The organism is Chlamydia trachomatis A/HAR-13 (genome assembly GCF_000012125.1).
GTDB lineage: Bacteria > Chlamydiota > Chlamydiia > Chlamydiales > Chlamydiaceae > Chlamydia > Chlamydia trachomatis.
The window spans coordinates 75,379-88,712 of record NC_007429.1; the positions used below are offsets into that span (position 1 = coordinate 75,379).

Sequence of the window (13,334 nt, forward strand, 5' to 3'; positions counted from 1 at the left end):
AGTAGTCTACTCCATTTTAAGGACTGCAACAAACGCCGTGTTCGGAATGGATACTTTTCCGAATTCTTTCATTCGTTTCTTCCCTTTTTTCTGTTTGTCCCACAACTTGCGTTTTCTTGTGATATCTCCACCATAGCACTTAGCAGTTACATTTTTCGCTAAAGCTCGAATCGTCTCTCTGGCAATAATCTTTTTATTGATGGCCGCCTGAATAGGGATTTTAAAGAGCTGAGGAGGGATAACATCTACGAGTTTCTCGCAGATGCTTCTGCCTTTTGATTCTGCTTTGTCTCTGTGTACAAGGCAGGAAAAGGCATCAACAGCCTCATCATTAATTAGAATTTCCAGCTTAATGATAGCACCCTTTTTATAATCTCCTAACCGGTAATCAAAGGAGCCGTATCCTTTCGTCACAGATTTGAGTTTATCATTGAAATCAGAAACAATCTCATTGAGAGGCAGCTCATATGAAAGCACCAGTCTGTGTTGGTCAAGCATATCTGTTTTTAGACAGATCCCACGCTTATCCATACAAAGGCTCATAATATTGCTGAGATACTCTTGAGGCGTAATGATATTAACATGGACCCAAGGCTCCTCCATGTGTTCAATAAGAGCTGGGTCAGGATATGCTGTTGGGTTATCAATAAAAAGGGTTTTACCATTTTTTAAGACGACTTTGTAGATAACGCTAGGAGCTGTAGCAATAATATCGAGATCAAATTCTCTAGAGATTCTCTCAAAGATGATTTCTAAGTGCAGCAGTCCTAAAAATCCACAGCGGAACCCAAATCCGAGAGAGTGACTGCTCTCTTGTTCAATCGTAAGAGCTGAGTCGTTTAGCTGCAACCGGCCTAGAGCATCTTTCAGGGTATCAAAGTCAGAAGAATCTATAGGATAGATACCAGCAAACACTACAGGTTTGATTTCTTTAAAGCCTTCTAAAGGCTCTTTAGCAGGATGTTTAACAGTAGTGACTGTATCGCCAATTTTTACATCCTTTACTTTTTTTAGGTTGGCAATGAAGTATCCCACTTGTCCGGCTCGTAAGGATCCTTCCATGAGAGTAGCTTCCGGTAAGAAAGCTCCTATTCCTAAGACCTCAAAAGAGGAGCCTTTGGTTGCCATGAAGGTAATGCGATCTCCCTTTTTGATTTCTCCACTGATCACGCGTACATAAACCATGATTCCTACATAAGGATCGTAGTGAGAATCAAAGATCAAAGCTTTAAGTTCTGTTTCCTGTGGAGGTTTTGGTGGGGGAACGAGTCGTATAATAGACTCTAAAATTTCAGGGATACCCTGACCTGTTTTCGCTGAGCAAGCAATGGTGTTTGAAGTATCTAATCCGATGAACTCTTCGATTTGTTTTTTTATAGCTTCTGGTTGAGCAGCAGGTAAGTCTATTTTATTTAAAACAGGAATGATTTCTAAATCTCGTTCTAGAGCCAGATATACATTAGCTAAGCTTTGAGCTTGAACACCTTGGGCAGCATCTACTATAAGCAGCGCTCCTTCACAAGCTGCTAGTGATCGGGATACTTCATAAGAGAAATCTACGTGTCCAGGAGTATCTATTAGATTGAGTTCGTAAGTCTCCCCTTCGTATTCATAGGTCATAGTGACCGGATGCGCTTTGATGGTAATCCCGCGTTCTCTTTCTAGATCCATAGAATCTAAAAGTTGTTCGCGCATCTCTCTTTGTTCGATAGTACTAGTACTTTCTAACAAACGATCTGCGATCGTAGATTTCCCGTGGTCGATATGAGCAATGATAGAAAAATTACGAATGTTCTCAATTTTATACGGTTTCAATGTTTTTAACCGAGTTTTTGCTTCGAAAAGGACATGTTAACGGAATTGTGAGTTGTCTATCTAGAGAAAAGTAATCTAGATCTAGAAGAGTTTATAAAAAAGGCGAGGGGATTTTTAAAGACAAAAGAAAAGCCCCGTCCGAGATAGAACGGGGCTTCTTTTTAGAGAATTTTTAGAAAGTCTTATTAAGAAACACCTTCTATAGTAGGAGCGGATTCTTTAGCCGCAGAAGAAGCTTCCTTCTCTGCAACTTCTGCTAATTCCTGTCCTTTAGCAGCGGATGCAGCCAAGAACAGTTTGTTTAGTTTAGTTGCAGATGTCAACCAGACCATAATAATTGCAAAGAGAGCAACAGCTAGGAATGGAGTCATAGCGCCGATGCTTCCGCAAACGACCAAGAGACCTTGTTGGATCAAAGATCCCCCAGATTTACCGAATCTAGCGGCAACAACGTCAATAGCAGCTTTCCCTTTAACTTTTTGCTCTTGGTCCAATGGGATGTAAGCCATCTCTTTAGTTGCATCAAAGAGAGCATATTTAGTTGATTTGGAAAGAATATTTTGAATGGCTCCGACAACAACGGCTAGCATTAGTGGTGTTGTTCCCAAAGCAGCAACTAAACCTGTAGCATGATCTCTGAAGATAACGAGAGCAAAGAAGACAGCTCCTGTTACGAGAACCATGATAGGTGTAACCAAAGCTCCAGTTAACCAACCGAATCTACGGATAACGTTACCACCGATGAAGAGCATTACAAATACAGATACAACTCCTGTCCAGAAAGAGAAGTTCCCCATAAATGCGCTGTAGTCATTTGGATTAGGGAATTGCATTTTGAGTTGGCTTTTCCAAGTTACTTCAACGAGGTTAATGCAGATTCCGTAGCAAATAACTAGAAGAGCTAGAAGAAGCATATAAGGAGATCTTAACAGATAAGAGAAGCTTTCGCCCATGCTCATCTTAGGTTTAGATTTCTTAGCTTTGAGCTCTGCAGGATTGTAGAATCTAGGATCTGTAAGCACGTAGCGGTTCATCCACCAGTAGCAAGCAGCAATAATAGCGCAAGAACACAAGAACATAGCCATTAGGAAATAGAGGCTGACTCCCCATGGGTCAACGCCTTCGCCAAGGCTAGCGCGTAATTTAGAAGACCAGATAATAGCTGGACCAGAAATTAAGAGAGCTACGTTAGCTCCTACTCCGAAAAGAGCGTAGAAACGTTTAGCTTCGCTAATTTTAGTAATTTCATTGGCAAAGCCCCAGAACATCAAAGAGAGCATAACGCTTCCCCAAAGTTCAGAAAGCACGTAGAACACAGCAAATGTCCAGTTGCGTAGCATCGCAATGAATCCCATAAATCCGGAAGGAAGAATGGATTGTAGAGTATCAGCGAAAGCTGTTGGGTGAAGAATATGACGGCAAGGGTAGATCACCACAGGGAACAGTGCGAAGAATACAACGAATGGTGAGAGCACTGCGAAGAAAAGAGCCTGTTTGTTCAAAATATTGCTTAGCTTGGCGTAGATAAGCATGAACACAACAGCAGAAGGGACGACTAGCCACAACTTAATGAAAGGAATGGCCTCTGCTCCAGATCCCGGTGCTGTAACGATAAGAGTATCTTTTGTATCTCTCAAAATCGTGTAATTGAATGAAATACAGAAGAACATTAGGAACATTGGCAGAACTTTCTTCAGCTCATGCATGTGTATCGGCCAAAGGAAAGAGCGCAATTTTCCAAAAGGTTTTTCCGCGGTTTGAGTCATATTTCACCCTCTGAAAAGCTTATGTTTATTGTTAAGTTTTCTTTGTTGATCAAATCAACGAAGATTTAAAGTATTTCTTTAAAAAGTCGTGAAAAAATTTTGATTTCACGACTCCCTATTCCGGCTGAATCTTCGATTACGTGAGGAGGAGATGCCCTCCACTCAAGGAGCCCAGGAGGGCGGAATAAAAAATGGCAGAAATCCAACCTTTAGGAAAAGAGTATACCACCAAAGGTCTCGGAAGGCAATAGAAAAGGGCTGTATGCTGAACAAGCAGAAGGGCCCACTGAGAATGAGCCTCTGAGAAAAAAAAGCTTTTATTAAAAAATTAAAAAAAGACTTTACAAAACTTATTCTGTAGGTTGAGAAAGAGCTTCAACGTAAGCATTCCAAAGCTCCGTACTTACAATATTATTGCGGATAGAGCGAATTAATTCTCTTTTTAGTGATGGAAGAGGTTTTTTGGGGCTGAAGCGAGCCAAAAGATCTTTATCGCCAACTTGACGAGCTAACTCTAACACCCGTTCGATATCGGTTTTTGTGAAATTCACAAAGTCTCTGCGCTTTTTAGAACCTCGAGGAGCTCGTGGTTTAGGGCTAATGGATCTGGGAGTGATAGAATCGATCACAAACGTCTTTAACATTTTTAACAGTTGCTCAGGAGCAGAGTTCTTCATTTTTTTTAAAGTAAAATGATGCATGTAGCCGCCTGTTGGCCCTGGGAGATAACGACAAAGATCATTTTCTTTACTTCCTCCGACTTTGCTAATCGCTTTAGTTATGAGCTGCTCTATTTCTTCTTGGATAGTAATCTGTGCCGTAGCCATGAATAGCTCCTTAGTGGGTAGTCTAGTTCTACAGATGGTAGTTTTTGCTTTATTAATTGTAATAGTCAACTAAGTCTGTTTTTTTCGATTTAATGTTCAGTCGAAATAAAAATCAATTAGTGTTTATCTTTTGGTGAATTCTATAGTGGTTTTTGCTTTTTTCGCAATCTCATTTTAGAGATTTTTTTGATTTGGACAAAAGAAAATAAAGTACTTCAGATTGTTTTCTAAGTTTGTTTGCATAAACAGCCATCATTTATGCAGGTTAGTAGCAGAAATCTGTTTGGAACAATTTTACTTTTCTTCAGACTTTTTATAGTTGTTTGCTTAGAAAACACGTATTAGTATGCATTTTTCTTAGTTGTTAAAATTATTTAGAATTGTCTCTTCGAGATGAGAAACGCGCTAGACTTTCCTTTCGGTTGAGGATATAAATTCATTCTGTTAAAAGTATCTTTGCGATAAGCGAGGTTCTTTTTTTGGAGGGGGAGCTCCTTACAGGAGGCTTGTATCCTTTAAAATAGAGTTTTTCTTATGACCCCATGTGGCGATAGGCCGGGTCTAGCGCCGATAGTAGAAATATCGGTTGGTTTTTGTCCTTAGGGGATCGTATACTTTTTCAAAGTATGGTCCCCGTATCGATTATCTGGAGGCTCTTATGTCTTTTTTTCATACTAGAAAATATAAGCTTATCCTCAGAGGACTCTTGTGTTTAGCAGGCTGTTTCTTAATGAACAGCTGTTCCTCTAGTCGAGGAAATCAACCCGCTGATGAAAGCATCTATGTCTTGTCTATGAATCGCATGATTTGTGATTGCGTGTCTCGCATAACTGGGGATCGAGTCAAGAATATTGTTCTGATTGATGGAGCGATTGATCCTCATTCATATGAGATGGTGAAGGGGGATGAAGACCGAATGGCTATGAGCCAGCTGATTTTTTGCAATGGTTTAGGTTTAGAGCATTCAGCTAGTTTACGTAAACATTTAGAGGGTAACCCAAAAGTCGTTGATTTAGGTCAACGTTTGCTTAACAAAAACTGTTTTGATCTTCTGAGTGAAGAAGGATTCCCTGACCCACATATTTGGACGGATATGAGAGTATGGGGTGCTGCTGTAAAAGAGATGGCTGCGGCATTAATTCAACAATTTCCTCAATATGAAGAAGATTTTCAAAAGAATGCGGATCAGATCTTATCAGAGATGGAGGAACTTGATCGTTGGGCAGCGCGTTCTCTCTCTACGATTCCTGAAAAAAATCGCTATTTAGTCACAGGCCACAATGCGTTCAGTTACTTTACTCGTCGGTATCTATCCTCTGATGCGGAGAGAGTGTCTGGGGAATGGAGATCGCGTTGCATTTCTCCAGAAGGGTTGTCTCCTGAGGCTCAGATTAGTATCCGAGATATTATGCGTGTAGTGGAGTATATCTCTGCAAACGATGTAGAAGTTGTCTTTTTAGAGGATACCTTAAATCAAGATGCTTTGAGAAAGATTGTTTCTTGCTCTAAGAGCGGACAAAAGATTCGTCTCGCTAAGTCTCCTTTATATAGCGATAATGTCTGTGATAACTATTTTAGCACGTTCCAGCACAATGTTCGCACAATTACAGAAGAATTGGGAGGGACTGTTCTTGAATAGAGATAATGCAATTGCTTGGTCTGTAGAGGATCTTTGTGTTAATTATGATCACTCAGACGTCTTATGTCACATTACTTTTTCTCTGCCTGCAGGGGCAATGGCTGCTATTATTGGGCCGAATGGAGCTGGTAAAAGTACTTTGCTTAAAGCTTCTTTAGGACTGATTCGTGCTTCTTCTGGCCAAAGCTTGTTCTTTGGTCAGAGATTTTCCAAGGTACATCATAGAATAGCCTATATGCCTCAAAGAGCGAGTGTGGATTGGGATTTCCCAATGACTGTTCTTGATCTCGTGTTGATGGGGTGTTACGGCTATAAAGGAATATGGAATCGTATTTCCACTGATGATCGTCAGGAGGCTATGTGTATTTTAGAGCGGGTTGGTTTGGAAGCTTTTGCAAATCGTCAAATAGGTAAGCTCTCTGGAGGACAACAACAGAGAGCTTTTTTAGCGCGGTCATTAATGCAAAAAGCAGATTTGTATCTCATGGATGAGCTGTTCTCTGCGATCGATATGGCCTCTTATCAGATGGTTGTAGATGTTTTGCAAGAGCTTAAAAGCGAAGGGAAGACTATTGTGGTCATTCATCATGATTTGAGTAATGTCCGGAAGCTTTTTGATCATGTGATTTTATTAAATAAGCATCTTGTGTGCTCTGGAAGCGTAGAAGAATGCTTGACTAAAGAAGCCATTTTTCAGGCTTATGGGTGTGAACTTGAGCTTTTGGATTACACACTCAAATTGTCTAGAGGCAAGTACCAAGGATCGTGCTAGATGCTGAGTTGTATATTTCAGGACACTATCTTTCTATCCAGTTTTTTGGCAGTTTCGCTGATTTGCATGACGACTGCCTTGTGGGGGACTATTCTTTTAGTTGAGAGACAGCCCTTATTAAGTGAGAGCCTTTCTCATGCTTGTTATCCAGGGCTTTTAATAGGTGCCCTTCTTTCTTATAAAGTTCCTGCATTTTCAGATTCTTTGTGGGTTATTATCTTTTTTGGTTGCCTAGCTTCTGTCTTGGGATGTTTAGGAATCTCATTTTTAGAAAAGAAATTAGCTATGCATAAAGATTCAGCTTTATGTTTAGTTTTGGTTTCATTTTTTGGCGTAGGGGTGATTCTTGTTAGTTACGTCAAAGATTGCTGTCCTCTTTTATACAACAAGATTAATGCATATTTGTACGGCCAAGCGGCGACTTTAGGGTATACAGAAGCCAAGCTTGCATTGATCATTTTTTGTTTATCAGCTGTAGTGTTGTGGTGGTGGTACAGACAAATTTCTGTAGCTATTTTTGATAGAGAATTTGCGTATTCCTGTGGATTAAGAACGCGTACAGCAGAACTCGTTGTTCTCGTATTTATTTCGTTGGTCATAGTCAGTGGTGTGCGTTCTGTAGGAATTCTACTCATTTCTGCTATGTTCGTTGCCCCTCCTTTATCTGCCAGACAGCTTTCGGATAGATTAAGTACAATCTTAATTCTATCGAGTATTTTTGGGGGTATTTGCGGGGCTTTAGGATGCTATTTTTCCGTAGCTTTCACTTGTCAGACTGTAGTGGAAGGGAAGCCTATATCGATTATTCTTCCTACAGGACCGCTTGTTGTTTTCTTCGCGGGAGTGCTAGTTTTCTTATGTTTAATTTTTTCATGGAAAACAGGGTGGATCACTCGCTATTTCCGAAGAAAATGGTTCTTATTTTCTCGAGATGAAGAACATCTATTGAAAATCTTTTGGTATTTACGAGAACAAAATACCTATCAAGTAGGTATGAGAGATTTTGTTCGTTCTAGAAAGTACCAAGAGTATTTTGGTGATAAGGTATTTCCCAGATTTAGGATGTTTTTACTGTGTAAAAAGGGATTAGTCTCCTGTTCGGAACATCAATGGTCTTTAACAGATAAAGGATTAGCTAGAGCTGCTAAATTAGTGCGTGCTCATCGACTTTGGGAATCTTATCTGGTGAGTCAGTTAGATTTTAATAAGAACGAAGTACATCATTTCGCGGAAGAAATGGAGCATGTTTTGACAGATGAATTAGATTCTACTCTGTCGCAGATGTTGCAAGATCCTGATTACGATCCGCATCAGCGAGAGATTCCAAAACGAACAAGGAAGTCGGATGGTTGCTAGTATTTCTCCGTACTACGGAGTATCATTTTTAGAGTTTTTTCTAGTCTTTTTTTCCCGGCTTTTTTCTGGGAAGCTGTTTTACGATCATTTGTATATCGATGACATTCAGGTGATCGTGTTCTTTGCAATAGCAGTTTCTTGTTCTGTAGTAGGGACTTTTTTAGTGCTTAAAAAGATGGCTATGTATGCGAATGTAGTTTCCCATACTATATTATTTGGGTTGGTCTGTGTCTGTTTATTTACTCATCAGCTCATTCATTTATCTATGCAAGCATTGACTATCGCTGCAGTCTCAACAACTTTACTGACTGGAGCATCCATTCATTTTATTCGGAATGTATTTAAGGTAGCAGAAGAAGCAAGCACAGCTTTAGTCTTTTCTCTCTTGTTTTCAGCTAGTTTATTACTGCTTGTATTTTTGACTCGTAACGCGCATGTAGGGACCGAGCTTGTCATTGGTAATGCGGATGCTTTAGCTAAAACAGATATTCTCCCTATATTTTTAGTTTTATTAATTAACTTGGGTATTTCGTACTGCTTTTTCTCAAGTTTTGTTTGTGTATCTTTTGATACGATTTTTGCTTTTTCTTTAGGTATTCGAATCCGTCTTGTAGACTATCTCATTATGCTTTTGCTCTCAGCTTCTATTGTTGGAGCTTTTAAAGCGGTTGGCGTGTTGATGTCTTTGGCTTTTCTACTCATTCCTGGGTTGATCGCAAAATTGATAGCCTCTTCTGTTCAAGAGATGATGGTGTATTCCATGGTTTTTGGAGGTTTGGCAGCTTTGATTGCCCCGGCTCTTTCTAGATCCATTCTTTCGATTTACGGAATCGGTCTATCTACTTCAGGATTAGCTGTCGGTCTACTACTTGTGTTTTATGTAGTTATGTTAGTGTTCGTTTGTTCTAAAAGGGCTATTATGCTCCGTCAAAAACTTGATAAGTAAGGCAATGTAGAGAATACGAGGTTCTTTTGAAGCATTTAGCACTGATAGGGTCAACAGGGAGTATTGGTAGACAGGTTTTACAAGTAGTTCGTTCTATTCCCGATACTTTTATTATAGAAACTCTTGCTGCGTATGGACGGAATCAAGAAGCATTGATTTCTCAGATTAGAGAGTTTAATCCTCGCGTGGTAGCCGTTCGTGAAGAAACAACTTACAAGGAGCTCCGTAAGTTATTCCCTCATATTGAGATTCTTTTAGGAGAAGAGGGGTTAGTTTCTGTTGCTACAGAACCTTCTGTAACAATGACCATTGTAGCTTCGTCTGGTATAGATGCTTTACCAGCAGTCATTGCAGCTATCCGACAGAAAAAGACAATAGCTTTGGCTAATAAAGAGTCGTTAGTGGCAGCTGGAGAGTTGGTTACCACTTTGGCTAGAGAGAATGGTGTGCAGATTCTTCCCATCGATAGTGAACATAACGCACTTTTCCAGTGCTTAGAAGGAAGAGACTCTTCTACCATTAAAAAATTATTGTTAACAGCTTCTGGAGGGCCGTTAAGGAATAAATCAAAAGAAGAATTACAAAAGGTCTCTTTACAAGAGGTCTTGCGACACCCTGTTTGGAATATGGGGCCCAAAATTACAGTAGATTCTTCTACCTTAGTAAATAAAGGCTTAGAAATTATAGAAGCTTTCTGGCTATTTGGGCTGGAAGCTGTAGAGATAGAGGCGGTGATCCATCCTCAAAGTCTTGTTCATGGAATGGTGGAGTTTTGTGATGGAACGATCCTTTCTGTGATGAATCCTCCCAGTATGCTATTTCCAATACAACATGTTTTGACTTTCCCAGAACGTAGCCCTGCAATAGGTCCAGGATTCGATTTTCTTTCAAATCGCACTCTAGAGTTTTTCCCGATAGATGAAGATAGATTCCCTAGTGTTCATCTAGCAAAGCGAGTGCTTCTTGAAAAGGGGTCTATGGGGTGTTTTTTCAATGGCGCCAATGAGGCTTTGGTTCATCGATTTTTAGCAGGCGAGATTTCTTGGCATCAAATAGTTCCTAAATTACAAGCTCTTGTGGATCAGCATCGCGTGCAATCCTGTTTATCCCTGGAAGAAATTCTATCGGTAGATGCTGAGGCCAGAGCTCGTGCTCAAGAGTGTTAACTATTTCTATGTTCGTGGGATGTCAGTTTTTTCGATAGTGGTGCGGAAAAAAACGATTCGTGTAGTATAGGGACGGCTCTTTGTTTTGTTGAGCGTCTTATAGTATCTTAGGCTTGCTGATAGAGGCTTGTATAGCAGCTGTTTTAAGTAGAGTATAGTCTGGCTTAGAACAAAGATCATTCAGGTATATAGAGTATGACAATAATATATTTTGTTCTTGCAGCCCTGGCTTTAGGTTTTCTGATTTTAATTCATGAACTTGGCCATTTATTAGCAGCAAAAGCTGTCGGAATGTCTGTAGAGAGTTTCAGTATAGGGTTTGGCCCAGCTCTTGTTCGAAAGAAAATGGGGAGCGTTGAGTACCGGATAGGAGCGATTCCTTTTGGGGGATATGTTCGTATCAAAGGTATGGATAGAAATGATAAAGACAATTCTGGAGACAAAGAGAAAACTGTTTACGATATCCCAGAAGGCTTTTTTAGTAAGTCGCCTTGGAAGCGGATTTTTGTTTTAGCCGCAGGCCCTTTAGCTAACCTACTTGTGGCTATATTTGTTTTCGGGATTCTCTATTTTTCTGGTGGTAGAACAAAATCATTTTCTGAATACACCAGCATTGTAGGTTGGGTGCACCCTTCTTTGGAGCAACAAGGCTTACATGCAGGGGATCAGATTTTCTTTTGTAATGGGCAGCCTTATTCTGGGCATAAAATGGCTTTTTCATCTTCTCTTCTTGAAAGAAAGTTATCGTTGCAAGGGCAGCATCCAGCCTACTTTTCTGAGTCCGAGGCTTTTTCATTAGAAGCACCGTTTAATCCTAATATGGAAGGAGTTCCTTGTTTAGGAGCCAGTTATCTGCTGTATCGAGGATCCGATCCTTTACCTGAAAAATCTCCTTTAGTAGACGCTGGATTGTCTGAAGGAGATCGTCTAGTATGGATGGATGGGTTGTTAGTCTTTTCTGGAGCGCAAGTTTCTCAAATGCTCAATGAAAAGCAATCCTTTTTGAGGGTTGAGCGTCAAGGGAAGGTGGTGTTTGTTCGTCAAGCTAGAGTCCTAGCGGGAGATTTAACTCTCACTCCGTATTTTAAAAACGAACTCATAGATTGTCAGTATGAAGCAGGTCTTAAAGGCAAATGGGCTTCATTGTACACGCTCCCATATATTATTAATGGGGATGGTTTTGTTGAAAGTAAGGTCAAACTGCTCAACGATGAGCGGGTATCTTTGGACTATAATCTAGAGTTAGGCGACAAAATCGTAGCCGTTGATGGAATCCCTGTCATGAGCAATGCGGATATTTTACGTCTTGTTCAAGATCATAGAGTGTCTTTGATATTTCAAAGGATGTCTCCAGAGCAGCTGACTGTTTTAGAGCAGAAGGCTGCAGATCAGGCATTTATTAATTCCTATGATATGGACGATCTTCTACGTGTTGCAGAGTCTGTTGGAGAGGAACGTGAGGTATCCCGTTTAGGGGATTATCGTTTGGTAACACGGGTGCAGCCTAGACCTTGGGCACATATTTATTCTGAGGCGTTATTGGACAAACAGCGAGCTCTTGCATCCAAGTTCCGAGATGAACAAGAGAGACGTTATTATCTCGAAAGAATAGAAGCCGAAAAACAGCGGATTTCTTTAGGCATTCCCCTTAAGGATCTAGCCGTTCAGTACAATCCGGATCCCTGGGTATTGATGGAGGAATCCGTTTCAGACAGCTTAAAGACTGTGAAAGCCTTGGGGATGGGGCGGGTGAGCCCTCAATGGCTATCAGGACCTGTAGGAATTGTGCGTATTCTCCATACAGGATGGTCTGTAGGGATTCCTGAGGCTTTGGCTTGGATCGGGTTGATCAGTGTAAACCTAGCAGTGTTGAATCTACTTCCTATCCCTGTATTGGATGGCGGTTATATACTTTTGTGTTTATGGGAGATTCTTTCCAGACGTCGATTAAATATGCGGCTCGTTGAGAAAGCTCTTGTCCCGTTTATGATTCTATTGGTCCTATTTTTTGTATTCTTGACCCTCCAAGACCTTTCTAGAGTTTTCGTTGGGTGATGTTCTACTTTTTGGGAACCCGTAAAGGCTATAGGGGTGAGCTCCTAAGCAGTGAATAACGTAGATATCTTTACTCTTTTCTTTATTCACGTCGGCTTTAGGAGATTGTTGTATGCTCGCCTCTATCTCTTCTGGGACTTGGGTAAGAGCAGAGCTTTTACTTCCGTTTCTTAGGAACTCCCTCATTAAGAATAGGGAGGTTTTGTTCGTAATGATGTATGTGTGATTCGCATCAATGATGTAGTTTTGGTGTGGAGTATCTAATCTCGTTTCTGTTACACAGACCTTGCCATCATTATCTTCTTCTAATTGAAACAGTAGAAACTTACTTTTCTTAGTTCCACTTAATACGAGAACATCAACAGAAGAAGGCATTTTTGCAACGTTCAACATATGCTCAGGGCTATATGTAAGAAGCTGCATACCAAGCTTTCTGCCAAAGACAAATTGCACTAAAGAGCTTCGGCTATAGCGTCTTGCTAATGTAGACCCTGCATTAGGAGGCGCCATAAGGACCGCTTTGCCTTTTTTAGCTTCTTCAGGACAATCGGGATGAGCTAATGCTACACGAACAATAACTCCTCCTACGGAATGCGTAACGAAATTAATCGGTATGCCAGGTTTCAGTTCTGCAATCTTATTGAGTAATCGAACAAGATGTTCAGCATGTTTTTCTAATGTAAATTTTCGGGTTTCATAGTTCCAAATGAAAACATCATAGTTTTCTTTTTCCAGAACCCGGCCAATAGGTTTTAGCGAACCATAGGATCTTAGAAACGCGTGAACGCATACAACAGATTCCTTTTCTTCGCGTATCGAGTTCACCCCAGCAACCCCTGATGTCAATGTTTGAATCACAGAGGGATCAGCTAATAGGGAAGTTCCCATTAATAGAAAGAGTATAGTTAATAAAAAATTCTTCATTTCGCAATACCGATTAATATTATTTTAAATAAGTTTGTTTTATTAAAAACAGGTGTTTATTTACTTAG

10 protein-coding genes are annotated in these 13,334 nt (G+C 40.3%); 6 read left to right on the plus strand and 4 right to left on the minus strand.

Annotated features, from left to right (window positions below):
• Window positions 1-6 precede the first annotated feature (6 nt).
• The 3 genes from lepA to CTA_RS00350 form a co-directional block, all read right to left on the minus strand.
• Window positions 7-1,815, minus strand: coding sequence for a translation elongation factor 4 (lepA, locus tag CTA_RS00340; RefSeq protein WP_011324549.1), 1,809 nt, complete (start codon window positions 1,813-1,815; stop codon window positions 7-9).
• 185 nt (window positions 1,816-2,000) lie between these two features.
• Window positions 2,001-3,581: an NTP/NDP exchange transporter Npt1 gene (npt1, locus tag CTA_RS00345; protein WP_011324550.1), complete on the minus strand. Its 1,581-nt coding sequence runs from the start codon at window positions 3,579-3,581 to the stop codon at window positions 2,001-2,003.
• Between the two features lie 350 nt (window positions 3,582-3,931).
• Window positions 3,932-4,408: a DNA binding protein DdbA gene (locus CTA_RS00350; RefSeq protein ID WP_009871415.1), complete on the minus strand. Its 477-nt coding sequence runs from the start codon at window positions 4,406-4,408 to the stop codon at window positions 3,932-3,934.
• A gap of 658 nt (window positions 4,409-5,066) precedes the next feature.
• Here CTA_RS00350 and CTA_RS00355 point away from each other — a divergent pair.
• The 6 genes from CTA_RS00355 to CTA_RS00380 all read left to right on the plus strand — a co-directional run bounded on the left by CTA_RS00355 (window position 5,067) and on the right by CTA_RS00380 (window position 12,342).
• The gene (locus CTA_RS00355) at window positions 5,067-6,047 is read left to right on the plus strand and encodes a metal ABC transporter solute-binding protein, Zn/Mn family (protein ID WP_009871416.1); all 981 of its coding nucleotides are present in this window, start codon (window positions 5,067-5,069) and stop codon (window positions 6,045-6,047) included.
• Window positions 6,040-6,819 (plus strand): metal ABC transporter ATP-binding protein, encoded by a 780-nt coding sequence (locus CTA_RS00360; protein WP_012727797.1) that lies wholly within the window; start codon window positions 6,040-6,042, stop codon window positions 6,817-6,819. The genes CTA_RS00355 and CTA_RS00360 overlap by 8 nt, the downstream gene beginning before the upstream one ends.
• The gene (locus CTA_RS00365; RefSeq protein ID WP_009871418.1) at window positions 6,820-8,175 is read left to right on the plus strand and encodes an iron chelate uptake ABC transporter family permease subunit; all 1,356 of its coding nucleotides are present in this window, start codon (window positions 6,820-6,822) and stop codon (window positions 8,173-8,175) included.
• Window positions 8,165-9,121 (plus strand): metal ABC transporter permease, encoded by a 957-nt coding sequence (locus CTA_RS00370; RefSeq protein ID WP_009871419.1) that lies wholly within the window; start codon window positions 8,165-8,167, stop codon window positions 9,119-9,121. The genes CTA_RS00365 and CTA_RS00370 overlap by 11 nt, the downstream gene beginning before the upstream one ends.
• 26 nt (window positions 9,122-9,147) lie before the next feature.
• Window positions 9,148-10,287, plus strand: a complete 1,140-nt coding sequence (gene dxr / locus CTA_RS00375) for a 1-deoxy-D-xylulose-5-phosphate reductoisomerase (RefSeq protein WP_009871420.1) — start codon at window positions 9,148-9,150, stop codon at window positions 10,285-10,287.
• Between the two features lie 195 nt (window positions 10,288-10,482).
• Window positions 10,483-12,342, plus strand: coding sequence for an RIP metalloprotease (locus tag CTA_RS00380; protein WP_009872359.1), 1,860 nt, complete (start codon window positions 10,483-10,485; stop codon window positions 12,340-12,342).
• Here the strand turns inward: CTA_RS00380 and CTA_RS00385 are convergent.
• The gene (locus CTA_RS00385; protein WP_009871422.1) at window positions 12,289-13,266 is read right to left on the minus strand and encodes an outer membrane protein; all 978 of its coding nucleotides are present in this window, start codon (window positions 13,264-13,266) and stop codon (window positions 12,289-12,291) included. The genes CTA_RS00380 and CTA_RS00385 overlap by 54 nt on opposite strands.
• Window positions 13,267-13,334 lie beyond the last annotated feature (68 nt).

Coding starts and splice junctions, on each gene's coding strand:
- npt1 (WP_011324550.1), bottom strand. CDS start 3,581: ATGACTCAAACCGCGGAAAAACCTTTTGGAAAATTGCGCTCTTTCCTT.
- CTA_RS00350 (WP_009871415.1), bottom strand. CDS start 4,408: ATGGCTACGGCACAGATTACTATCCAAGAAGAAATAGAGCAGCTCATA.
- CTA_RS00355 (WP_009871416.1), top strand. CDS start 5,067: ATGTCTTTTTTTCATACTAGAAAATATAAGCTTATCCTCAGAGGACTC.
- CTA_RS00365 (WP_009871418.1), top strand. CDS start 6,820: ATGCTGAGTTGTATATTTCAGGACACTATCTTTCTATCCAGTTTTTTG.
- CTA_RS00370 (WP_009871419.1), top strand. CDS start 8,165: ATGGTTGCTAGTATTTCTCCGTACTACGGAGTATCATTTTTAGAGTTT.
- CTA_RS00380 (WP_009872359.1), top strand. CDS start 10,483: ATGACAATAATATATTTTGTTCTTGCAGCCCTGGCTTTAGGTTTTCTG.
- CTA_RS00385 (WP_009871422.1), bottom strand. CDS start 13,266: ATGAAGAATTTTTTATTAACTATACTCTTTCTATTAATGGGAACTTCC.